Consider the following 21,200-nt stretch of genomic DNA (forward strand, 5'->3'; position numbering starts at 1 on the left):
GTCAGACGGTAGGGCGCGAAGAGGCGCCGGCAGGCGGTCCCGGCTCAGGCCCACCCCCAGGGGCGGGATACTGGAGTCATGCGGTTGACGGTCTTCTGGCAGCGGATGGCGGAGCACTTCGGTCCTGGCTACGCCGAAACCTTCGCGCGCGACCACGTGATGTCGGAACTGGGCGGACGCACGGTGCACGGGGCGCTGGAGGCCGGCTGGGACGCCAAGGAGGTCTGGCAGGTGGTCTGCACGGTGATGGACGTGCCCCGGGAGAGGCGCTGACCCCAGCCGATGCGCGCCGGAGATCGCCGACCGGCCGGTCCCTGACCCCTCCGGACAGAGGCGGACCGGCTTCGGCGGGGTCAGGGGCCCGTCACGAAGATCGCAGGCGGGCAGACGGCTGTCGGTGGCGTGGGCGAGACTTGGACCGTGGCACCCACTGACGAGTCCGGGCAGGCAGCCCGGCAGCCCCCAGCCTCCGGTACGACACCGCCCGCCCGGCTCCCCGTCGGTGAGGCCGGGACGATCGGCCGCATGCCGCGCTGGCTGCCCCGCGCCATGGTGCTGGCCCTCGCCCTCGTCGCCGCGTTCCAGCTGGGCAGCTGGGCCTTCCACCAGCTCACCGGCCTGCTGATCAACGTCCTCATCGCGTTCTTCCTGGCGCTCGCGATAGAGCCCGCGGTGAGCTGGATGGCCTCACGCGGCATGCGCAGGGGGCTGGCCACGTTCATCGTCTTCACCGGCGTGATGATCGTGTCGGCCGGCTTCGTCACGGTGCTCGGCTCCGTTCTCGCGGACCAGATCATCAAGCTGATCGAGGGCTTCCCCGCCTACCTCGACTCCGTCATCAACTGGATCAACACCCACTTCAAGACCGATCTGAAGCGCGTCGACATCCAAGAGGGCCTGCTCCGCTCCGACTGGCTGCGCAACTACGTCCAGAACAGCGCCACCGGCGTCCTGGACGTGTCCGCCCAGGTGATCGGGGGCCTCTTCCAACTGCTGACGGTCGCCCTGTTCTCGTTCTACTTCGCCGCGGACGGTCCGCGACTGCGCCGCGGCATCTGCTCGGTTCTGCCCCCCGCCCGCCAGGCCGAGGTGCTGCGCGCGTGGGAGATCGCCGTGAACAAGACCGGCGGCTACATCTACTCCCGCGGCCTGATGGCGCTGATCTCCGGCGCGGCACACTTCGTCCTGCTGCAGACCCTGGACGTGCCCTACGCGCCCGTGCTCGCGGTGTGGGTGGGCCTGGTGTCGCAGTTCATCCCCACCATCGGCACCTATCTCGCGGGCGCCCTGCCCATGCTGATCGCGTTCACCGTGGATCCCTGGTATGCGCTGTGGGTCCTGGTCTTCGTCGTCATCTACCAGCAGTTCGAGAACTACGTGCTGCAGCCCAAGCTGACCTCCAAGACCGTCGACATCCACCCTGCCGTGGCCTTCGGCTCGGTCGTCGCCGGCACCGCCCTGCTCGGCGCCGTCGGCGCGCTGATCGCCATCCCGGCCATCGCCACGCTCCAGGCCTTCCTGGGGGCGTATGTGAAGCGCTACGACGTCACGGACGACCCCCGGGTGCACGGCCACCGCCGCAGGGGAGAGGGACCTGCCCTGCTCCCGCGCGCGCGAGGGCTGTGGGCATGGCGGCCGGGGACGGAGCGGCCCGGACACGGGGGCTCCGGGGGGAGCTCCCCCTGAGCGGCCCGGGCCGACGGCTTCCTGCGCGGCGGCTGAGCCCCCCGCTCGTCGGGTGGGACGAGTCCCCTCCGGCGGCGTCGGTCGTCCAGCAGATCGCGCACCGTCACAGCCGCGCGCGGGTGATCCCGGCCCGACCACCGGCCTTCCGGGAACCCCTGAGGGAATCGTGCGGCGGTGGTTTCCTTGCCCGCCGCCGTGATCAGGCACATCCGTCCGTCCCCTTATGAGCACGCGCGCCTGCTGTGCGGGGCACGCGGCACTTCGGCGCGTGCGCATCCCGGTATGGGTGCCCGTCGTCACTCGCGCACACCTCGGCACGGAACCCGGGACGGGGGTGCGCGTGGTGCGCTTGACAGGGAAATCGAACATCCATTCTGATGGAGGCGCCGGCAAGGCTCAACAAGGGGCGTTTCGACGTACTTTGAGTAGAGATGTGCCCGAGTTATCCACAGGCCGGACGTGCGTCGGGACGCATTGTCAGTGGCAGGCGTTAGCGTCTTTGACGTGAAGCGATCGACTCAAGCAAATCGGGTGGAACCCATGGCAGGAACCGACCGCGAGAAGGCCCTGGAAGCCGCTCTCGCACAGATTGAACGGCAATTCGGCAAGGGCGCGGTCATGCGCATGGGCGACCGGACCAACGAGCCCATCGAGGTCATCTCGACCGGCTCCACCGCCCTGGACGTGGCCCTCGGCGTGGGCGGCCTGCCCCGCGGGCGCGTCGTGGAGATCTACGGACCGGAATCCTCCGGTAAGACCACGCTGACCCTGCACGCCGTGGCGAACGCGCAGAAGGCCGGCGGGCAGGTCGCCTTCGTCGACGCGGAGCACGCACTCGACCCCGAGTACGCGAAGAAGCTCGGCGTCGACATCGACAACCTCATCCTCTCCCAGCCGGACAACGGCGAGCAGGCCCTGGAGATCGTGGACATGCTGGTCCGCTCCGGTGCCCTCGACCTCATCGTCATCGACTCCGTCGCCGCGCTCGTCCCGCGCGCGGAGATCGAGGGCGAGATGGGCGACAGCCACGTCGGTCTGCAGGCCCGCCTGATGAGCCAGGCCCTGCGGAAGATCACCAGCGCGCTCAACCAGTCCAAGACCACCGCGATCTTCATCAACCAGCTCCGCGAGAAGATCGGCGTGATGTTCGGCTCCCCGGAGACCACGACCGGTGGCCGGGCGCTGAAGTTCTACGCCTCGGTGCGCATCGACATCCGCCGCATCGAGACCCTGAAGGACGGCACGGACGCGGTCGGTAACCGCACCCGCTGCAAGGTCGTCAAGAACAAGGTCGCACCGCCCTTCAAGCAGGCCGAGTTCGACATCCTCTACGGCCACGGCATCAGCCGTGAGGGCGGCTTGATCGACATGGGCGTGGAGCACGGCTTCGTCCGCAAGGCCGGCGCCTGGTACACGTACGAGGGCGACCAGCTCGGCCAGGGCAAGGAGAACGCGCGCAACTTCCTGAAGGACAACCCCGACCTGGCCAACGAGATCGAGAAGAAGATCAAGGAGAAGCTGGGCGTCGGTGTGCGTCCTGAGGAACCGGCCGCCGAGCCGGGCACGGACGCCGCGGTCTCCGCACCGGCCGACGCGACGCCGGCTGTCCCGGCCCCCGCACCGGCCAAGACTGCCAAGTCCAAGGCCGCCGCAGCCAAGAGCTGACCCGTGACACGGCGAACCGAATGGGCGGAGTACGAGTACGCCGCCTTCGGTGCCCCCCGGGGGAGGGGCACCGAAGGCGACACGAACTCAGCCCTGGACGGGGAGGGCGGCCCCGGGCAGACGCCTCCCGAGGGCGACCGGCAGTACGGCGACGACACCGGGCCGCGCGGGGGCGGCTCACCCGGAGGCGGCTCGCGTGACGGCGGGCCGAGGGGCGGTCGTGGCCGTCGTCGGCGTGGCTTCGGTGAGGCGGCGACCGATGCCGAGGACGGAGGTGCCCTCTCCTCGTCGAGGGCCGAGCAGGAGGCACCTCCAGGGGACCCGGTCGAGCGGGCGCGGGCGATCTGCCTGCGTCTGCTCACCGGGACCCCGCGCACCCGCAAGCAACTCGCCGACGCCCTGCGCAAACGGCAGATCCCCGACGACGCCGCGGAGTACGTGCTGTCGCGGTTCGAAGAGGCAGGCCTGATCAATGACAGTGCCTTCGCGGACGCCTGGGTGGAGTCCCGCCACCACGGCCGAGGACTGGCCCGGCGTGCGCTCGCCCGGGAGCTGCGGACCAAGGGCGTCGACTCCACGCTGATCGACGAGGCCGTCTCCCAGCTCGACTCGGAGCAGGAAGAGGCGACCGCGCGAGAGCTCGTCGCGCGCAAGCTCCGCTCCACCCGCGGACTCGACCGCGACAAACGCCTCCGCCGCCTCGCGGGCATGCTCGCCCGCAAGGGCTACCCCGAGGGCATGGCCCTGCGGGTCGTCCGCCAGGCGATGGAGGAGGAGGGCGAGGACACGGAGTTCCTTGAGGGGCAGGGGTTGTGAGGGCGACCTGTGGCCGTCCTGGGCTCGGCGCATGAAGATCAGTGTGCGGGCGGCGGCCGAGGCGGACGTGTCAGCGTTGCTGGCTCTCTACGGCGAACTGAATCCGGACGACCCGCCCTTGCCCCAGGCGGCCGCGGATGCCATCTGGGCAGCCATATCGAGTCAGTAGGGACGCACGATCCTGGTGGCTGATGCAGACGACACCGTGGCCGGGACGGCGGATTGCATCGTCATGCCGAACCTCACGCGCGGTGGCAGGGCCATCCTGTTCGTGGAGAACGTCGTGGTGGCCGGTGCCTTCCAGCGGCGTGGTGTCGGCCGACGGCTGATGGAGGCTGCGGTTCGGCTGGGTGAGTCAGCGGACTGCTACAAGGTCCAACTGCTCGCGGCGGATGACGAGTACGTCCACACCTTCTACAAGGTGTGCGGATTCGCAGCCCTCGCAGAAGGTTTCCGTCGCTATCTCCCGTAGAAGGCTCAGTCCTCGAACCGGAGGCTGCCTTCCGCTGGCACAGGCCCCCCGGCGCGGCAAGCGGCTGACAAGCCCACTCCGCCTCACACCACCGGAAAACCCCGCCTCCCGCCAAGCCTGGAAGCCCCCGGCCAGGTCCGTGGCCCTGTGCAGGCCCAGTTGGTGCAAGGACTGGACGGCCCGGCTGGACGCGCAGCCCTCGTTGCAGAGCACGACGATGCGCAGAGCATGACTTGTCGCCTCGGGGAGGCGGTGGCTGCCCTGGGGATCGAGGCGCCATTCCAGTTCGTTGCGCTCGACGACCACGGCGCCGGGGATGAGGCCGTCCCGTTCGCGCAGGGCGGCGTAGCGGATGTCGACCAGCAGTGCGTCGCCGGCCCGGGCCGCCTCGTACGCCTCCTGCGGTTCGATCCGTTCGTAGCCAGCCCGCACGCGCTCCAGCAACTCGTCGATGCCGACAGGCGGCTGCGGGTCGCGGCTCGTCGGTCCGGGTGTGGCGCTCACTGCCAGTCCTCCGGTCGCTCGACCTGCTCGAGTCGCAGGATCGGGCCGCTGCGGCTGTAGCGGCGGATCTGCGGCAGGGGCCATGACCGCCCGGGCGGGTCAGCTCACTGTCACCATGCGCACACACCGTGACAGTGAGCACATCCTTCCGTGCTGGGCGTCAGCGTGAGCCGGCCGAAGCACCGGCCTCTGCCTGCGCTTTCACCGGTCCACCCACCGTGGCCTCCGCCGCCGCGTACAGGTCGGCCGGGCGCACCCCACTCAGCGCGGTGACGAGGTGCCCGTCGGGGCGCACCAGAAGCACCGTGTGCGCGGCGGCGCCCGGATAACTCTCGGCGACGAGCAGCTCCGCCGGATGGGGCAGTGCCGTGACCGCCGCCGCGAGCTGCGGCATGATGCCGGCGCCCACCCAATGCTTGCGCTCCCAGACGCCCGTGCCCGGCGCGATCAGCACCACGAGCAGCGCGCCCCGGCCGAGCCGGTCCCGGAGCCGCACGAAGGTGCCGTCCTCCGCGGTGACCCGTACGTCGGTGACCGGTGTTCCGAGGGGGGTGTCGACCGGCACCTCGCCTTCGAGGCGCCGGGGCGCGAGCGGCGAGTCGGCGTACGCCCCCGGCGCGCCGAGCTGGCCCTGCCCCAGGTGACCCTCTGTGAGCAGGGCGTCGTGGCCGCGGGACGAGCCGGGGACGACCGCGCGCAGGCCTCCGCCGCCGCGCAGCAAGGGCAGTGCCTGGTCGGCGGCGCGGAGCCGGGCGGCGACGACCGCCCGCCGTTCCGTCTGGTAGCTGTCGAGGAGGGCCTCGTGCGGCCCGTGGTGCCAGGCCAGGGCCAGTTTCCAGGCGAGGTTGTCGGCGTCCCGCAGCCCCTCGTCCAGCCCGTGCGTACCGAGCGCGCCGAGCAGATGGGCGGCGTCCCCGGCGAGGAACACCCGGTCGGCGCGCCAGCGACGGGCCAGCCGGTGGTGGACGGTGTGCACACCGGTGTCCAGCAGCTCGTACGGCGGCGTGGTGCCGCCCGCCCAGCCGGCCAGGGTCTCCCGGATGCGGGTGAGCAGCAGTTCGGGTGTGACCAGGTCCTTGCCGGACGGCAGGAGCCAGTCCAGGCGCCAGACACCGTCCGGAAGCGGGCGGGCGGTGACCTCGCCGGCCGAGGGACCCGACATGCGCCAGGGCGGCTGGCGGTGCAGCAGCGCCTCGTCGTACCAGGGCAGTTCCGTGCGGAGCGCCGCGACGGCGTGACGTTCCACCGCCGTACGGCCCGGAAAGCGGATGTCCTGCAGCTTGCGCACGGTCGAACGGGGGCCGTCGCAGCCGACCAGGTAACTGCCGCGCCACCACGTCGCCTTGGGACCGCGGGTATGTGCCGTGACACCCGAGGGCTCCTGTTCGAGGCCGTCGAGGCGGCTCTCGACCGCGACTTTGACGAGCCGTTCGCCCGAGAGGGCCGCGCGCAGCGCGTTGGTGACGACGTGCTGGGCGATGTGCAGGGGGGCGGGCTCGCTGCCGTCGAAGACGATCTCGCGCATCACCTGCTTGCGTCGCATCGACCGCCATCCGGCCCAGTGCGCACCGGCTCGGGCCAGGGGCACGCCGGTCAGCCGCTCCATCAGGGCGGCGGTGTCCTCGCGCAGGACGACGGTACGCGCCGCACGGGGTTCGTCCTTGCCCGGACCCTCGTCGAGAACGACGCAGGGCACCTCCTGACGCGCCAGAGCCAGGGCGAGCGTGAGCCCGACAGGCCCCGCTCCGACGATGATCACCGGGTCCACGGCGTGGCGCCCCCTGCCCGCGGTGGTGTCCTGAGAGACGTAGGTGAACACGAAGGTGGAGCAGGGTGCACGATCACAGAACGTATGCAACCTATTGCGGGTGCTTGCGTCAAGTGACCAGGCGCTGGTGGCGATCATGGCATCGCATCAAAGGTAGCCGGGCGACACGCTCGTCACGTGAAGGGGTGTCAGGCGCGGCCGGAGCCGAATGGCTCAGGGCTCGGCACGGCTATGGCCCACCGTTCCCCGGTGGGCCACAGCCGTGCAGGTTGTCGGGCCGTCAGATACTGCCCCCGGCACCTGTGCGGTAGGTGCCGCCCACTTCGGCCGCGTTCACGTCGTCGACCTTGTCGGCACCGAGCACAGCACCCGTGCTGCGCTTGCTGCGGCGCAGCTTGCCCTCCAGCCAGGAGGCGAAGGACGTGAGGATGAAGTTCAGCACGATGAAGATGACCGCCACCACGATGAAGCTGGGGATGACGTTCGCGTAGTTGGCCGCGAGGGTGCTCCGTGTGTTGAGCAACTCGGTGAACCCGAGCATCACGCCGCCCAGCGCGGTGTCCTTCACGATGACGACCAACTGGCTGACGATCGTCGGCAGCATGGCCGTGACGGCTTGCGGCAGCAGGATGCTGGTCATCGTCTGGCTCTTGCGCAAGCCGATCGCCATCGCCGCCTCCGACTGCCCCTTCGGCAGGGAGAGGATGCCCGCGCGGACGACCTCGGCGAGGACCGACGCGTTGTAGAGCACCAGACCGGTGACGACCGCGTACAAGGGCCGCTCATCGCTGGGAATGCCGGTGGAGCGGACGTAGAACTCGTTGGCGAACAGCATCAGCAGCAGCACCGGGATGGCCCGGAAGAACTCGACCACCGCGCCGGCCGGGATGCGCACCCAGCGGTGGTCGGACATGCGCGCGATGCCGAGGACGGCGCCCAGCGGGAGGGCGATGACCATGGAGAGGGCCGCAGCCTTCAGGGTATCGGCCAGGCCCGGCAGCAGATACGTCGTCCACGCTTGGGACGTCGTGAACGGCTTCCACAGGGACCACTCCAGCTGGCCCTTGTCGTCCATCGTCTGCCAGATCCACCACAGGAGCAGGGCGAGCAGGACGAAGAAGACCACAGAGAGGAGCACGTTGCGCCGCTTGGCCCGCGGGCCGGGGGCGTCGTAGAGGACGGACGTCATCGCTTCACCGCCAGTCGCTTGCTCAGCCAGCCGAGGAACAGGCCGGTGGGCAGGGTCAGTACCACGAACCCGAAGGCGAAGATCGCGCCGATGAGCAGCGTCTGAGCCTCGTTCTCAATCATGTCCTTCATGAGGAGGGCGGCCTCCGCCACACCGATCGTGGCCGCCACGGTCGTGTTCTTGGTCAGCGCGATCAGCACGTTCGCCAACGGCCCGATGACCGAGCGGAATGCCTGCGGCAACACGATGAGCCGCAGGACCTGGCTGAAACTCAGCCCGATGGCTCGGGCCGCCTCCGCTTGACCGACGGGCACGGTATTGATGCCCGAGCGGATCGCCTCACAGACGAAGGCGGCGGTGTAGGCGACCAGGCCGAGCACCGCCAGGCGGAATGCCTTGGCCTCGAAGTCGTCGGGGACGCCCATCGTTACGCCGAAGATGTTGGCGAGGCCGAGCGAGGTGAAGACGATGATGACGGTGAGAGGGATGTTCCGGACGATGTTCACATAGGCGGTGCCGAACCCGCGCATCAGCGGAACAGGGCTGACCCGCATGGCCGCCAGCAGGGTGCCCCATATCAGAGACCCGATGGCCGAGAGGACGGTGAGCTGCACCGTGACCCAGAAGGCACCCAACAGGGTCGGGTTGTCATAGTCAGATAGAAAGTCGAACACGATCTCCCGCGCTTCCGGGTGTGTGGCATGGGCAGCGGACGTGCCGCGCCGCCGCCGGAGAAGCGATGGGCGGCGGCGCGCCTGCGGATCCCCGTTGTGATCGCGGGGGTGCTGCGTCGGTGGAGTCCCGCGTTACTGGACGATCTGGCCGATCTTCGGGGCAGGCTCGTTCTTGTAGTTCGCCGGCCCGAAGTTGTCCTCGACGGCCTTGTCCCAGGCGCCGTCGCTGACCATCTTCTCCAGCGCGTCGTTGATCTTGTTCAGGGTCTCGGTGTCACCCTTCTTCACACCGATGCCGTAGTTCTCGTTGCTCAGCTTGAGCCCGGTGAGCTTGAACTGCCCCTTGTACTGGTCCTGCGCCGCGAAGCCGGCGAGGATCGAGTCGTCCGTGGTCACGGCGTCAAGGGCGCCGCTCTGCAGACCCGCGATGCATTCCGAGTAGCCGCCGAGACGCTGGAGCTGGGCCTTCGGTGCGATCTCGTCCTTGACGTTCTGGGCCGAGGTGGAACCGGCCACCGAGCACAGCTTCTTGCCGTTGAGGTCGGTGCCCTCCTTGATGTCCGAGTCCGCCTTCACCAGCAGGTCCTGGTGGGCCAGCAGGTACGGACCGGCGAAGTCGACCTTCTCCTTGCGCTCGTCGGTGATCGAGTACGTGGCCGCGATCATCTTCACGTCACCGCGGGACAGCGCGTTCTCACGGTCGGCGCTCTTGGTCTCGACCCACTCGATCTGGTCGGGCTTGTAACCCAGTTCCTTGGCCACGTACGTCGCCACGTCCACGTCGAAGCCGGAGAAGGAACCGTCGGGCTCCTTCAGGCCCAGACCGGGCTGGTCGTACTTGATGCCGATCTTGATCTTGTCGCCGCCTCCGGAGCCGGAGCCGTTGGAGTCACCGCCGTCGTCGCCACCACAGGCGGTGGCGGTCAGGGCGAGAACGAGAGCGGTGGCAGCCGCAGCGGAGACCTTGCGGAGCTTCATGGTGAACATCCTTTGCCGTGAAGAGAAAGACCGTCGTTTCGGGTGAGGCGGCTCGTCGCAGGCGCGACGCGCGCCTCAGTGATGCAGGATCTTCGACAGGAAGTCCTTCGCGCGATCGCTGCGCGGATTGCTGAAGAACTGGTCGGGCGCAGCTTCCTCGACGATTCGGCCGTCCGCCATGAAGACCACGCGGTTTGCAGCCGATCGTGCGAAACCCATCTCATGGGTGACGACGATCATGGTCATACCGTCGCGGGCGAGCTGCTGCATGACCTCCAGTACCTCGTTGATCATCTCGGGGTCGAGCGCGGAGGTCGGCTCGTCGAAGAGCATGACCTTCGGCTCCATGGCCAGCGCCCGTGCGATGGCGACGCGCTGCTGCTGGCCGCCGGAGAGCTGAGCCGGGTACTTCTCGGCCTGCGCGGCCACGCCGACCCGGTCGAGCAGGGCCCGGGCCCGCTCCTCGGCCGTCTTCTTGTCCTTCTTGCGGACCTTGATCTGGCCGAGCATCACGTTCTCGAGCACGGTCTTGTGCGCGAAGAGGTTGAAGGACTGGAAGACCATCCCGACATCGGCGCGCAGCTTCGCGAGTGCCTTGCCCTCGGCGGGCAGCGGCTTGCCGTCGATCGTGATCGAGCCGGAGTCGGTCGTCTCCAGGCGGTTGATGGTGCGGCACAGGGTGGACTTGCCGGACCCGGAGGGCCCGATGACCACGACGACTTCGCCGCGGGCGATCGTCAGGTCGATGTCCTGGAGTACGTGCAACGCGCCGAAGTGCTTGTTGACGCTCTTCAGGACGACCAGTTCTCCGGTCGCGGCCACATCTTCCTTGGCCACCGATACTTCGGTCATCGCTCTCAGGCTCCGTCCTCCTCGGTTTCGGAGGACAGTAGTGACCCGGTACGAACTGCGTCATTACATCTGAGGTGAATCTGAGGATCACGATCCGATAGCAATCGGCCACATGTCGTAGCACCAGGGAGCGGCGCTCATACCAGCCGGGTAACGGAAGCGGTCCGCAACCGGAACCCTCTTGACGCCGTCCTCATCCATCAGCGTGACTGCACACGGTGCACGCGCGCGTGCACGTTTTTGTACACACCCAGATCGTACGGCCAGTGAACCGAAAGGGGACCGGATGAGACTGCTGCTCGTCGAGGACGACAACCACGTCGCCGCCGCCCTGTCGGCGGTTCTGGCGCGGCACGGGTTCGACGTCACGCACGCGCGCAGCGGTGAGGAGGCCCTCCAGGCACTCGTCCCCGAGGGCGACTGCTTCGGCGTCGTCCTCCTCGACCTCGGCCTGCCCGACCAGGACGGATACGAGGTCTGCGGCAAGATCCGCAAGCGCACCAGCACCCCGGTGATCATGGTCACCGCCCGCTCCGACGTGCGCTCCCGCATCCACGGTCTCAACCTCGGCGCCGACGACTACGTGGTGAAGCCCTACGACACCGGGGAACTGCTCGCCCGCATCCACGCGGTCAGCCGGCGCACCTCCCACGAGGACACCTCCAGCGGCATCGAGACCCGGCTGCGGCTCGGCCCGGTGCGCATCGAGCTGCCCACCCGCCAGGTCAGTGTGGACGGGGCGGTGGTCCAGCTGACCCGCAAGGAGTTCGACCTGCTGGCCCTGCTGGCGCAGCGGCCCGGGGTGGTCTTCCGCCGGGAGCAGATCATCAGCGAGGTGTGGCGGACCAGCTGGGAGGGGACCGGGCGCACCCTGGAGGTGCATGTCGCGTCCCTGCGCGCCAAGCTGCGGATGCCGGCCCTCATCGAGACCGTACGCGGAGTCGGCTACCGGCTCGTCGCGCCTGCCGGTTAGCGGGGCCGGGTGCGCACTCGTCTGCTCCCGCTGCTCATCATTCTGATGGCGGCCGTGCTGCTCGCCCTCGGCATCCCGCTCGCCGTCAGCCTCGCCGGCGCGCAGCAGCAGAAGGTCGTCGTCGACCGGATCGACGACACGGCACGCTTCGCGGCCCTCGCGCAGTTCGTCACCGACTCGCCCGACGGGACCACCAGCGCGTTCGAGAACGAGCGGCTTGCCACCCTCAGCAGCGAGCTGCGCAGCTACTACGAGGTCTACGGCATCCGCTCCGGTGTCTTCTACCGCACCGGCGTGGCCATGGCCCACGCCCCGGCCGACTGGTCCCTGCCCGGCGAGGGCGAGGTCCGGGACGCCTTCGCCGAGGCGAAGCTCAGCCGCCGCAGCCACGATCCGAAGCAGGTGTGGCCCTGGCAGCGCCGCAACCTCGTGGTGGCCTCGCCGGTCATCCGGGACGGGGACGTCGTCGCGGTCGTCGTCACCGACTCGCCCACCGGACGGATGCGCTCGCGCACGCTGCACGGCTGGCTGGTCATCGGCGCGGGTGAGTTCGCAGCGATGCTGCTGGCCGTCGGTGCCGCCCTGCGGCTGACCGGCTGGGTGCTCAAGCCCGTACGGGTCCTGGACGCCACCACCCACGACATCGCCACCGGGCGGCTCAAGTCCCGGGTCGCGGCCGCCGGCGGGCCGCCGGAACTCCAGCGTCTGGCACGGTCGTTCAACGAGATGGCCGACAACGTCGAGGGCGTGCTGGAGCAGCAGCGCGCCTTCGTCGCCGACGCCTCGCATCAGCTGCGCAACCCCCTCGCGGCGCTGCTGCTGCGCATCGAGCTGCTCTCCTTCGAACTGCCCGAGGGCAACAAGGAGATCGCCTCGGTCCAGACCGAGGGCAAGCGTCTCGCGCAGGTCCTGGACGACCTGCTCGACCTGGCGCTGGCCGAGCACACCGAGGCGGATCTGAAGGTCACCGACATCGGCGAGCTCGCGGCCGAACGTCTCGCGGCCTGGGCCCCGACCGCCGAGGCCAAGGGCGTGCGCCTGGTGGGGGACTGCCCGCCCACGACCGCGTGGGCCGACCCGGTCGCCCTGTCCAGCGCGCTGGACGCGGTCATCGACAACGCGGTGAAGTTCACGCCCGAGGGCGAGACCGTCGAGGTGAGCGTGGCCTCCCGGGGCGACACCTCCACCGTCGTCGTCACCGACCACGGCCCCGGCCTCACCGATGAGGAGCTGGCCCGCGTCGGCGACCGCTTCTGGCGCAGCGGCCGGCACCAGAACATCAAGGGCTCCGGCCTCGGGCTGTCCATCTCGCGGGCGCTGCTCGCGGCGGGCGGCGGTTCGATCGCGTACGACCGTCACGAGCCGCACGGGCTGAAGGTGACGGTGGCGGTGCCACGGTCGGCGGCTACGGCCTGACGCAGGGCGAGGAGCGGGAGGGGCCGGGCGCTACGGCTTGACCGACTGGTAGTAGCGCTGGGCGCCGGCATGCAGGTGCAGCGGGTCGGTGTAGATCGCCGTGCGCACGTCGACCAGCTGGGCGGAGTGCACCTTCTCCCCGATGAGGTCCCGGCTGTCCAGCACCGTACGGGTCAGCCACTCGGTGAGCCGGGGATCCATGTCGCTGCGGGTGACCAGCAGGTTGGACACCGCGAGGGTCGGCACCGGCTCGCCGCGCTGGATGCGGGGATAGGCCGACTCCGGCATCTTCGTGGCGCGGTAGTAGCGCGTGGCGCCGCCCTGGTCGTGCAGCTTGGCCACGAGCGTGGCGTCGATCGGCACGAACCGGAAGGCCGATGCCGACTTGTCGGCCAGGCGGCTGAGGCCGTCCGTGGGCAGCCCGCCCGACCAGAAGAACGCGTCGAGGCCGTGCCCCAGGCGCTTGGGTCCGGTGTCGATCCCGTCCGAGGACGGCTCGATGTCCTTCTCCGGGTCGATGCCGGCCGCCTTGAGCACACCGTTGGCTATCAGCCGTACCCCGGAGTCGGGCAGCCCTATGGCCACGCGCTTGCCCTGCAGGTCGGCGACGGAACGGATGTCCGAGTCGGGTGGTACGACGAGCTGGACGTAGTCGTCGTACAGGCGGGCCACACCGCGCAGCCGGTCGGCCCCCCGGCTGTTGTCGAACTTGTACGTGGCGACCGCGTCGGCAGCGGCGATCGCGAAGTCGCTCCTGCCGGTCGCCACGTCGGCGATGTTCTCCTGCGAGCCGGCGCTGGTCAGCAGCCGCACCCTCAGGTCGGGCATGTCCTTGTCGATCTCCTTGCGCAGGAGTTTGCCGTACTCGTGGTACACCCCCGCGCGGGTGCCCGTGCTGAACCTGATCGTCCCGCTCGGCGGCTCCTCGGCCCAGGGACGCAGCCACCACAGGAGCAGGCCGAGGATCACGAGGGCGGCGGTGCCGCCCTGCAAGGCACGGCGCCTGCCGATGTCGGGGAGCGTTCTGGACATGCGGGCGATCCTGCCAGCCGGTGTGCCCGCTGACCAGGGCAGGGGGTCACAGGGCCAGGGCGGGGGACTGTCAGTGGGCGCCACTACAGTCGGCCCCATGAGTTCTTCGCCCGCCGATCTGGTCCGTGAGTTCCACCGCGCCTTCGGCCTGGACGCCCGCAGTACGCCGACGGAGGTCTCGCCGGAACTCGCGGCGCACCGCGGTGAACTCCTCGCCGAGGAGGCCGCGGAGGTCGCCGAGGTGTCGGTGCACGGCCCGCTCGACCGGCTCGCCCACGAGCTGGCCGACGTGGTCTACGTCGCGTACGGCACCGCCCTCGTGCACGGCATCGACCTGGACGCGGTGCTCGCCGAGATCCACCGCTCCAACATGACGAAGATCGGCCCCGACGGCTCGGTGTCCCGCCGGGAGGACGGCAAGGTCCTCAAGGGCGAGCACTACGAGGCTCCGGACGTGCCGGGAGTGCTGCGCAAGCAGGGGTGGGTGCCGGGCGCGGGCGCCTGACCGGCGGGTACGCCCCGGGCCGGTCACGCGGATGTGGGCCGCCCGGCCGCCTCCCTCCTCAGTCCACGACCGGTGCCTCCGCCTCTGCAGTCCGGGGCAGGGGCTGCGGGTGGCGGGGCTCGCGGCGCCGTGCCCACCAGGTCGCCACCGGCTCGGTGTAGCGCGCCGTGAGCGGCCCGACGACCACCAGGATCAGGACGTAGGCCGTGGCCAGGGGGCCGAGGGACGGCTCGATGCCGGCCGACACCGCCAGGCCGGCGATGACGATCGAGAACTCGCCACGCGCCACCAGCGCGCCGCCCGCCCGCCAGCGCCCCTTGACGGAGATCCCGGCCCGCCGGGCCGCCCAGTACCCGGTGGCGATCTTCGTCAGCGCGGTGAGGAGGGCCAGTCCGAGGGCCGGCAGCAGGACGGGCGGGATGCTCGTCGGGTCGGTGTGCAGCCCGAAGAAGACGAAGAAGATCGCCGCGAACAGGTCACGCAGGGGGCTCAGCAGGGTGTGCGCGCCCTCGGCGACCTCCCCCGAGAGGGCGATGCCCACCAGGAAGGCACCCACCGCGGCCGACACCTGGAGCTGCTGCGCGACACCCGCGACCAGGATGGTCAGGCCCAGCACGACCAGCAGCAGCTTCTCCGGGTCGTCGCTGGAGACGAACCGTGAGATGACCCTGCCGTAGCGCACCGCCAGGAACAGTACGAGCCCGGCCGCGCCCAGTGCGATCGCCAGGGTCACGCTCCCGGCCATCAGTCCGACACCCGCCACCAGCGCCGTGACGATGGGCAGATACACCGCCATCGCCAGGTCCTCCAGCACCAGCACGCTGAGGATCACCGGCGTCTCCCGGTTGCCGACCCGGCCCAGGTCGCCCAGCACCTTGGCGATCACGCCGGACGACGAGATCCAGGTGACACCGGCCAGCACGACGGCGGCCACCGGGCCCCAGCCGAGCAGCAGCGCCACCGCCGCCCCGGGCAGCGCGTTGAGCGCGAAGTCGACCAGCCCGGACGGGTAGTGGGTCTTGAGGTTGGAGACCAGATCGCTCGCCGTGTACTCCAGGCCCAGCATCAGCAGCAGCAGGATGACGCCGATCTCCGCGCCCGTGGCGACGAAATCCTCGCTCGCGCCCAGCGGCAGCAGACCGCCCTCGCCGAATGCCAGACCGGCCAGGAGGTACAGGGGTATGGGGGAGATCCGGAACCGGCCGGCGAACCGGCCGAGCAGGCCGAGGCCGAGAATGATGGAACCGAACTCGATGAGCAGGACCGCGGAGTGCAACAGCTCACTCCCGCCCGAGTATGGTCGCGGCCGCGTCGACGCCCTCACGGGTGCCGATGACGATCAGCGTGTCACCGCCGGCCAGCCGGAAGTTGGGCGCGGGCGACGGGATGGCCTCGGCCCGGCGCAGCACGGCCACCACCGACGCGCCCGTCTCCGTCCGCATCCGCATGTCGCCCAGCACCCGCCCGTTCCAGTGCGAGGTCGCGGCCACCTCGATCCGCTCGGCGACCAGACCCAGGTCCGTGGTGTACAGCAGGCTCGGGCTGTGGTGGGACGGCGTCAGCGCGTCGATCAGCGAACCCGCCTCCGAGCTGGTGAGCCGCAGGGAGTGCGCGCACGAGTCGGGGTCGTCGGAGCGGTAGACGTTCACCGTGCGGGTGCCGTCGCGGTGCGCGACCACCGACAGATGGCGGTGCTCCCGGGTCTCCAGGTCGTACTGGACCCCGATACCCGGCAGCGGCGTCGCCCTCAGGCGCGGAGCTGACACGTTGCTTCCCCTTGTTCGTCTCGTTTGTCGTGCTTCGGCGGTCTGATGAACGGTGCCGATCATCGGACGGGTCACGTCCGCATGCTCCCATCCGGCCGTACGGTGACGACACGGGTGTCGTGACGGATATACGCGGCGGCCGGTCGCCGGAGAGGCCGGCGGGGGCGGTGCACCGCGCGACGGCGGGAAGGGCCGGCTCCCGCAGCGTGTCGTTGTTCTGGCGGATCTTCTCGCTCAACGCGGTCGGTCCGGTCGTGGCCACGGCGTTGCTTCTCGGCCCGGTCACGGTGTCCACCCCCGTCCTCGTGGGCGAGGCACTCGTCCTGCTCGGCGGCCTGGTGCTGCCGCTCGCATCGGCGAACTGCTCTTCATCAGCGCCAGGACCGTCCAACGCCATCGCGCCAACCTCCTCCGGAGACTCGGCATGCGCGACTGCCCGGAGCAGACCCGGTACGCGATGAGGGCAGGACTCATCGAGCCCTGAGGTGGACGCGGGGTTGTCCACAGGCGGCCGAGTCACTTTCGCCGACCGCCTACCCTTGTCCCCATGAGCAGCATCGACCGGAGCCTGTCAGTGGGCGGCACGCGCACATACGAGGTACGCACCTACGGGTGCCAGATGAACGTCCACGACTCCGAGCGATTGTCCGGACTGCTGGAGGACGCGGGCTACGTCCGTGCCCCGGAGGGCGCCGACGGGGCGGACGTCGTCGTCTTCAACACCTGCGCCGTGCGTGAGAACGCCGACAACAAGCTGTACGGCAACCTCGGCCACCTCGCCCCGAAGAAGGCGAGCCGCCCCGGCATGCAGATCGCGGTCGGCGGCTGCCTCGCGCAGAAGGACCGCGACACCATCGTGAAGCGGGCGCCCTGGGTGGACGTCGTCTTCGGCACGCACAACATCGGCAAGCTGCCCGTCCTGCTGGAACGCGCACGCGTGCAGGACGAGGCGCAGGTCGAGATCGCCGAGTCGCTGGAGGCGTTCCCCTCGACGCTCCCCACCCGCCGCGAGAGCGCCTACGCGGCCTGGGTCTCCATCTCCGTCGGCTGCAACAACACCTGCACCTTCTGCATCGTCCCGGCCCTGCGCGGCAAGGAGAAGGACCGTCGCCCCGGCGACATCCTCGCCGAGATCGAGGCCCTGGTCGCCGAGGGTGTCTCCGAGATCACGCTGCTCGGGCAGAACGTCAACGCGTACGGCTCCGACATCGGCGACCGCGAGGCCTTCAGCAAGCTGCTGCGCGCCTGCGGGAGGATCGACGGCCTCGAGCGCGTCCGCTTCACCTCTCCACACCCGCGGGACTTCACCGACGACGTCATCGCCGCCATGGCCGAGACGCCGAACGTGATGCCGCAGCTGCACATGCCGCTCCAGTCCGGCTCCGACCCGGTCCTGAAGGCGATGCGCCGCTCCTACCGACAGGAGCGCTTCCTGGGGATCATCGAGAAGGTCCGCGCCGCCATCCCGCACGCAGCGATCAGCACGGACATCATCGTGGGCTTCCCGGGCGAGACCGAGGAGGACTTCGAGCAGACGCTGCACGTGGTGCGCGAGGCCCGCTTCGCCCAGGCCTTCACCTTCCAGTACTCCAAGCGCCCCGGCACCCCGGCCGCCGAGATGGACGGCCAGATCCCCAAGAAGGTCGTGCAGGAGCGCTACGAGCGGCTCGTCGCCCTCCAGGAGGAGATCTCCTGGGAGGAGAACAAGAAGCAGGTCGGCCGCACCCTGGAGCTGATGGTCGCCGAGGGCGAGGGCCGCAAGGACGACACCACTCACCGCCTGTCCGGCCGCGCCCCCGACAACCGTCTGGTCCACTTCACCAAGCCGGGCCAGGAGGTCCGCCCCGGCGACGTGGTCACCGTCGAGATCACCTACGCCGCCCCGCACCACCTCCTCGCCGAGGGTGCCGTGCTGGACGTACGTCGCACCCGCGCGGGCGACGCCTGGGAGAAGCGCAACGCCGCCGAGAAGGCCAAGCCCGTCGGGGTGATGCTGGGCCTGCCCAAGATCGGCGCCCCAGAGCCGCTGCAAGCCGTGACGAGTGGGTGCGGCTGCGACTGAGCCGGGTCGCCGCCGCCCTGTGCGGTGGCAGCGGTTCCTGAGAGCTACCCTGCCGATCATGCTTGTCGCCGCCGCTGTCTGCCCCTGCCCGCCCCTCCTGATCCCCGAGGTCGCCGCGGGCGCCGCCCCGGAACTGGATACCGCGCGGGCAGCCTGCACGGACGCGCTGGACGTGCTCGCCGCCGCCCGGCCGGGCCGGCTGGTGGTCGTCGGCCCGGTGGCGGACCGTGCCGGGCCGGAGACGTACCCGGAGGGGACCCGGGGATCGTTCCGGGGCTTCGGTGTCGACCTGGACGTACGACTGGGAGCGGCGGAGGGCGCCGACCCGGGACCGCGGCTGCCGTACGCGCTGGCGGTGGCCGCCTGGCTGCTGGAGCGGTCCGGGTGGTCCCACGCGCCGGTCGAGGGGCTGGCGGTGGGGGAGACGTACCCGCCCGCGTCGTGCCTGCGGACCGGCAGGGACATCGCAGCCCGGGACGATCGAGTGGCCCTGCTGGTGATGGGTGACGCCAGCGCGTGCCGGACGCTCAAGGCCCCGGGCTATCTGGACGAACGGGCAGCGCCCTTCGACGCGGAGGTCGCGCGGGCACTCGGCTCGGCGGACCTGCCCGCACTCACCTCGCTGGACAGCGGCGCGGCGCACGAACTGAAGGCGTCCGGCCGGCCCCCCTGGCAGGTGCTGGCGGGCGCGGCCGAGGGCACCGGCCTCGGCGGATCGCTGCTGTACGAGGACGCACCCTACGGCGTGGGCTACGTCGTCGCCGCCTGGTCATAGGCGGGACTCAGAGCGCGCGGGGGCCGGGGCGCGGGGGCCGGGAAGGGGGGCGTGCCGTCCGCCGACTCCCTGCCGGTGAGGAGCCCGCCGGCGAAGGGCGCCGGACACGGCGGACGGCAGGGAGCCCTTTGAACTCCGCGGCCGTCCGCCGATGCGCCTCTCCGCGGGCCGATGCGCGCCCCGGGACCTGCCGTGCCGACGCGCGCGCCCGGGGGCCTGCTGTGCCGATGCGCGCGCCCGGAATGTGCTGCGCCGATGCGCGCCCGGAGCCTTCTGTGCCGATGCGCTCAGGACGTGGGCGGTGGTGCCTCCGGCGGCGGGGTGCCGCCCGCGGTCGGCGGTGGAGTCGTGCTGCTTGCGCCGGACGGCGTCGTGCCGCCCGTGCGCGGTGCCCCGTCCTCCTTGTGCGTGAGCCGCTCCATGGCGCCCTTGGCCCGGCCCGTGCCCGACTGGATCCGGTCGCTGTATTTGCCCTTGGTCCTCTTGTCGACGGCCTGTGCGGCCTTGTCGAGCCCGTGGTGGATCTTGCCCTCGTGCCGCTGCGCGAGGTCCGAGACCTTGCCCTTGGCCGGGCCCAGCTTGGCTTTCACGTTGTCCAGGAGGCCCATGACTCACCTTCTCTCGCGCGGGACGGTCAGGTGCGGGCGCCCTCGCCCGCCTCGTTGTCGGCCGCCTTGTCGGTGGACTGCTGCTTGGGGATGTCGACGCCCTCGCCCTCGGTGGCCTGAGCGGGGGCCTCGGCAGCCGGCCCGGCCGCTTCCGCCGTTCCGTCGCCGTTCTTCGGCTCCGCGGTCTCGGCCGCCTCCGTCTCGGTCTCGGCCGTCTTGTCTGTCCGAGCCTCGGCCGCAGGCGTCTCCGCCGTGGCCTTCGACCGCCGGAGAAGTCGTGCAAAAACGCCCATATCCACTCCATACGTTACTCGTGCGGGCGAAATCCCGCGTTGCCCGGTGCGTCGGTTTGCGCGGCCCGGGCCACCGCCTCCGCGATCCGGCGGCAGAAACCTCGCAACGGGCAACGACCCCGCGGCCGTGGCGTCACGTAACTCGTTCGAGAGCAGGGTGGGAGGTTTGCGAGACTGGGTCGGTGAGCAGTGCACCCCCCGCCCCCCGTGTCATCGCCGTCGTCGGTCCGACCGCGGCCGGAAAGTCCGATCTGGGCGTCTTCCTGGCCCAGCGTCTCGGCGGCGAAGTCGTCAACGCCGACTCCATGCAGCTCTACCGAGGGATGGACATCGGTACCGCCAAGCTGACGCCCGAAGAGCGCGGCGGCGTCCCCCACCACCTCCTGGACATCTGGGACGTGACCGTCACGGCGTCCGTGGCCGAGTACCAGCGCCTGGCCAGGGAACGAATCGAGGCCCTGCTCGCCGAGGGCCGCTGGCCGATCCTGGTCGGCGGCTCCGGACTGTACGTGCGCGGGGCCGTCGACAACCTGGAGTTCCCTGGTACCGATCCCGAGGTCCGCGCCCGGCTGGAGGAGGAACTCGCGCTGCGCGGCTCCGGCGCGCTGCACGCCCGCCTGGCCGCCGCCGACCCCGAGGCCGCTCGGGCGATCCTGCCCAGCAACGGCCGCCGGGTCGTGCGCGCCCTGGAGGTGATCGAGATCACCGGCAGGCCCTTCACGGCCAACCTCCCCGGCCACGACTCGGTGTACGACACCCTCCAGATCGGCGTCGACGTGGCCCGCCCCGAGCTCGACGAGCGCATCGCGCGCCGGGTCGACCGGATGTGGGACGCCGGCTTGGTGGACGAGGTGCGCGCACTCCAGGCGCAGGGGTTGCGCGAAGGGCGTACGGCCTCGCGCGCGCTCGGCTACCAGCAGGTGCTCGCGGCGCTCGCCGGGGAGTGCACCCTGGAGGAAGCACGGACCGAGACCGTCCGTGCCACCAAGCGCTTCGCGCGCCGCCAGGATTCATGGTTCAGGCGCGACCCGCGGGTGCACTGGTTGAGTGGGGCGGCTACCGATCTGACGGAACTTCCACAGCTCGCGCTGTCCTTGGTCGAACGACCGGTTACAGCCTGATCACGTCATGGCATCGGGACGCCCAGGCCGTCATCCGGTCCTCCG

At 70.4% G+C, this 21,200-nt stretch carries 22 protein-coding genes and 4 pseudogenes; 14 read left to right on the forward strand and 12 right to left on the reverse strand.

Annotated features, from left to right (window positions below):
• Positions 1-78 precede the first annotated feature (78 nt).
• The 6 genes from ABTX62_RS09575 (at position 79) to ABTX62_RS09600 (ending at position 4,639) form a co-directional block, all read left to right on the forward strand.
• On the forward strand, positions 79-273 hold the full coding sequence (locus ABTX62_RS09575; protein ID WP_283972776.1) for a DUF3046 domain-containing protein: 195 nt from the start codon (positions 79-81) through the stop codon (positions 271-273).
• Positions 274-420: 147 nt separating this feature from the next.
• The gene (locus ABTX62_RS09580; protein ID WP_352115627.1) at positions 421-1,686 is read left to right on the forward strand and encodes an AI-2E family transporter; all 1,266 of its coding nucleotides are present in this window, start codon (positions 421-423) and stop codon (positions 1,684-1,686) included.
• A 540-nt stretch (positions 1,687-2,226) separates the two neighbouring features.
• Complete coding sequence (gene recA, locus ABTX62_RS09585; protein ID WP_352115628.1) at positions 2,227-3,351, forward strand: recombinase RecA; 1,125 nt, start codon at positions 2,227-2,229, stop codon at positions 3,349-3,351.
• Positions 3,352-3,354: 3 nt separating this feature from the next.
• Positions 3,355-4,167 (forward strand): recombination regulator RecX, encoded by an 813-nt coding sequence (recX, locus tag ABTX62_RS09590; protein ID WP_352115629.1) that lies wholly within the window; start codon positions 3,355-3,357, stop codon positions 4,165-4,167.
• Positions 4,168-4,198: 31 nt separating this feature from the next.
• Positions 4,199-4,336, forward strand: coding sequence for a hypothetical protein (locus ABTX62_RS09595; protein WP_352115630.1), 138 nt, complete (start codon positions 4,199-4,201; stop codon positions 4,334-4,336).
• A gap of 63 nt (positions 4,337-4,399) precedes the next feature.
• On the forward strand, positions 4,400-4,639 hold the full coding sequence (locus tag ABTX62_RS09600) for a GNAT family N-acetyltransferase (protein WP_352115769.1): 240 nt from the start codon (positions 4,400-4,402) through the stop codon (positions 4,637-4,639).
• A gap of 99 nt (positions 4,640-4,738) precedes the next feature.
• Here ABTX62_RS09600 and ABTX62_RS09605 read toward each other — a convergent pair.
• From ABTX62_RS09605 to ABTX62_RS09635, 7 genes and pseudogenes are all read right to left on the reverse strand, one after another.
• Positions 4,739-5,143: pseudogene (locus ABTX62_RS09605) on the reverse strand (rhodanese-like domain-containing protein); the annotation flags it as partial.
• Positions 5,140-5,223 (reverse strand): annotated as a pseudogene (locus ABTX62_RS09610) (cysteine dioxygenase); the annotation flags it as partial. The pseudogenes ABTX62_RS09610 and ABTX62_RS09605, both read right to left, overlap by 4 nt.
• 80 nt (positions 5,224-5,303) lie before the next feature.
• Positions 5,304-6,911: an FAD-dependent monooxygenase gene (locus ABTX62_RS09615; RefSeq protein WP_352115770.1), complete on the reverse strand. Its 1,608-nt coding sequence runs from the start codon at positions 6,909-6,911 to the stop codon at positions 5,304-5,306.
• Between the two features lie 280 nt (positions 6,912-7,191).
• Entirely contained in the window at positions 7,192-8,100 is a 909-nt protein-coding gene (locus tag ABTX62_RS09620) for an amino acid ABC transporter permease (RefSeq protein WP_352115631.1), read from the reverse strand.
• Positions 8,097-8,774: an amino acid ABC transporter permease gene (locus tag ABTX62_RS09625; protein WP_352115632.1), complete on the reverse strand. Its 678-nt coding sequence runs from the start codon at positions 8,772-8,774 to the stop codon at positions 8,097-8,099. Before ABTX62_RS09625 ends, ABTX62_RS09620 begins: the two co-directional genes overlap by 4 nt.
• Before the next feature lie 132 nt (positions 8,775-8,906).
• A complete protein-coding gene (locus ABTX62_RS09630) occupies positions 8,907-9,752 on the reverse strand; it encodes a glutamate ABC transporter substrate-binding protein (protein ID WP_352115633.1) in 846 nt (281 codons plus the stop codon).
• A gap of 75 nt (positions 9,753-9,827) precedes the next feature.
• Positions 9,828-10,604: an amino acid ABC transporter ATP-binding protein gene (locus ABTX62_RS09635; RefSeq protein ID WP_352115634.1), complete on the reverse strand. Its 777-nt coding sequence runs from the start codon at positions 10,602-10,604 to the stop codon at positions 9,828-9,830.
• Positions 10,605-10,890: 286 nt separating this feature from the next.
• On the opposite strand from ABTX62_RS09635, the gene ABTX62_RS09640 reads away from it, so the two are divergent.
• Positions 10,891-11,577, forward strand: coding sequence for a response regulator transcription factor (locus ABTX62_RS09640; protein WP_352115635.1), 687 nt, complete (start codon positions 10,891-10,893; stop codon positions 11,575-11,577).
• Positions 11,578-11,586: 9 nt separating this feature from the next.
• Positions 11,587-12,993 (forward strand): sensor histidine kinase, encoded by a 1,407-nt coding sequence (locus ABTX62_RS09645; RefSeq protein ID WP_352115636.1) that lies wholly within the window; start codon positions 11,587-11,589, stop codon positions 12,991-12,993.
• 30 nt (positions 12,994-13,023) lie between these two features.
• Here the strand turns inward: ABTX62_RS09645 and ABTX62_RS09650 are convergent, their stop codons facing one another.
• Complete coding sequence (locus tag ABTX62_RS09650; RefSeq protein ID WP_352115637.1) at positions 13,024-14,025, reverse strand: TAXI family TRAP transporter solute-binding subunit; 1,002 nt, start codon at positions 14,023-14,025, stop codon at positions 13,024-13,026.
• Positions 14,026-14,122: 97 nt separating this feature from the next.
• Between ABTX62_RS09650 and ABTX62_RS09655 the strand changes: the two genes are divergently transcribed.
• A complete protein-coding gene (locus ABTX62_RS09655) occupies positions 14,123-14,530 on the forward strand; it encodes a pyrophosphohydrolase domain-containing protein (protein ID WP_352115638.1) in 408 nt (135 codons plus the stop codon).
• A 58-nt stretch (positions 14,531-14,588) separates the two neighbouring features.
• Here ABTX62_RS09655 and ABTX62_RS09660 read toward each other — a convergent pair whose 3' ends face one another.
• A complete protein-coding gene (locus tag ABTX62_RS09660) occupies positions 14,589-15,806 on the reverse strand; it encodes a cation:proton antiporter (protein ID WP_352115639.1) in 1,218 nt (405 codons plus the stop codon).
• Positions 15,807-15,810: 4 nt separating this feature from the next.
• Positions 15,811-16,296, reverse strand: coding sequence for a cation:proton antiporter regulatory subunit (locus tag ABTX62_RS09665; protein ID WP_352115640.1), 486 nt, complete (start codon positions 16,294-16,296; stop codon positions 15,811-15,813).
• A 167-nt stretch (positions 16,297-16,463) separates the two neighbouring features.
• On the opposite strand from ABTX62_RS09665, the pseudogene ABTX62_RS09670 reads away from it, so the two are divergent.
• The 4 genes and pseudogenes from ABTX62_RS09670 to ABTX62_RS09685 form a co-directional block, all read left to right on the forward strand.
• A pseudogene (locus tag ABTX62_RS09670) lies at positions 16,464-16,649 on the forward strand (sensor histidine kinase); the annotation flags it as partial.
• Positions 16,649-16,780: pseudogene (locus ABTX62_RS09675) on the forward strand (LuxR C-terminal-related transcriptional regulator); the annotation flags it as partial. The pseudogenes ABTX62_RS09670 and ABTX62_RS09675, both read left to right, overlap by 1 nt.
• 63 nt (positions 16,781-16,843) lie before the next feature.
• A complete protein-coding gene (miaB, locus tag ABTX62_RS09680; RefSeq protein WP_352115641.1) occupies positions 16,844-18,358 on the forward strand; it encodes a tRNA (N6-isopentenyl adenosine(37)-C2)-methylthiotransferase MiaB in 1,515 nt (504 codons plus the stop codon).
• A gap of 58 nt (positions 18,359-18,416) precedes the next feature.
• Positions 18,417-19,133 carry a class III extradiol dioxygenase subunit B-like domain-containing protein gene (locus ABTX62_RS09685; RefSeq protein WP_352115642.1) on the forward strand — a complete coding sequence of 239 codons (717 nt, stop codon included), beginning with the start codon at positions 18,417-18,419 and terminating at the stop codon, positions 19,131-19,133.
• A 287-nt stretch (positions 19,134-19,420) separates the two neighbouring features.
• Here the strand turns inward: ABTX62_RS09685 and ABTX62_RS09690 are convergent, their stop codons facing one another.
• Both ABTX62_RS09690 and ABTX62_RS09695 read right to left on the reverse strand, forming a co-directional pair.
• The gene (locus ABTX62_RS09690) at positions 19,421-19,741 is read right to left on the reverse strand and encodes an antitoxin (RefSeq protein ID WP_352115643.1); all 321 of its coding nucleotides are present in this window, start codon (positions 19,739-19,741) and stop codon (positions 19,421-19,423) included.
• A 26-nt stretch (positions 19,742-19,767) separates the two neighbouring features.
• The gene (locus ABTX62_RS09695; RefSeq protein WP_352115644.1) at positions 19,768-20,034 is read right to left on the reverse strand and encodes a hypothetical protein; all 267 of its coding nucleotides are present in this window, start codon (positions 20,032-20,034) and stop codon (positions 19,768-19,770) included.
• Positions 20,035-20,216: 182 nt separating this feature from the next.
• On the opposite strand from ABTX62_RS09695, the gene miaA reads away from it, so the two are divergent.
• Entirely contained in the window at positions 20,217-21,155 is a 939-nt protein-coding gene (gene miaA, locus ABTX62_RS09700) for a tRNA (adenosine(37)-N6)-dimethylallyltransferase MiaA (protein WP_352115645.1), read from the forward strand.
• The last annotated feature ends 45 nt before the right edge of the window (positions 21,156-21,200 follow it).

This window comes from Streptomyces sp. NPDC096046, assembly GCF_040303285.1.
Classification (GTDB): domain Bacteria; phylum Actinomycetota; class Actinomycetes; order Streptomycetales; family Streptomycetaceae; genus Streptomyces.

Bases quoted from the DNA above. Each gene is read 5' to 3' on its own strand.
- ABTX62_RS09575 (WP_283972776.1), top strand. From the start codon at position 79: ATGCGGTTGACGGTCTTCTGGCAGCGGATGGCGGAGCACTTCGGTCCT.
- recA (WP_352115628.1), top strand. From the start codon at position 2,227: ATGGCAGGAACCGACCGCGAGAAGGCCCTGGAAGCCGCTCTCGCACAG.
- ABTX62_RS09595 (WP_352115630.1), top strand. From the start codon at position 4,199: ATGAAGATCAGTGTGCGGGCGGCGGCCGAGGCGGACGTGTCAGCGTTG.
- ABTX62_RS09600 (WP_352115769.1), top strand. From the start codon at position 4,400: ATGCCGAACCTCACGCGCGGTGGCAGGGCCATCCTGTTCGTGGAGAAC.
- ABTX62_RS09620 (WP_352115631.1), bottom strand. From the start codon at position 8,100: ATGACGTCCGTCCTCTACGACGCCCCCGGCCCGCGGGCCAAGCGGCGC.
- ABTX62_RS09630 (WP_352115633.1), bottom strand. From the start codon at position 9,752: ATGAAGCTCCGCAAGGTCTCCGCTGCGGCTGCCACCGCTCTCGTTCTC.
- ABTX62_RS09635 (WP_352115634.1), bottom strand. From the start codon at position 10,604: ATGACCGAAGTATCGGTGGCCAAGGAAGATGTGGCCGCGACCGGAGAA.
- ABTX62_RS09640 (WP_352115635.1), top strand. From the start codon at position 10,891: ATGAGACTGCTGCTCGTCGAGGACGACAACCACGTCGCCGCCGCCCTG.
- ABTX62_RS09650 (WP_352115637.1), bottom strand. From the start codon at position 14,025: ATGTCCAGAACGCTCCCCGACATCGGCAGGCGCCGTGCCTTGCAGGGC.
- ABTX62_RS09655 (WP_352115638.1), top strand. From the start codon at position 14,123: ATGAGTTCTTCGCCCGCCGATCTGGTCCGTGAGTTCCACCGCGCCTTC.
- miaB (WP_352115641.1), top strand. From the start codon at position 16,844: ATGAGCAGCATCGACCGGAGCCTGTCAGTGGGCGGCACGCGCACATAC.
- ABTX62_RS09685 (WP_352115642.1), top strand. From the start codon at position 18,417: ATGCTTGTCGCCGCCGCTGTCTGCCCCTGCCCGCCCCTCCTGATCCCC.
- ABTX62_RS09690 (WP_352115643.1), bottom strand. From the start codon at position 19,741: ATGGGCCTCCTGGACAACGTGAAAGCCAAGCTGGGCCCGGCCAAGGGC.
- ABTX62_RS09695 (WP_352115644.1), bottom strand. From the start codon at position 20,034: ATGGGCGTTTTTGCACGACTTCTCCGGCGGTCGAAGGCCACGGCGGAG.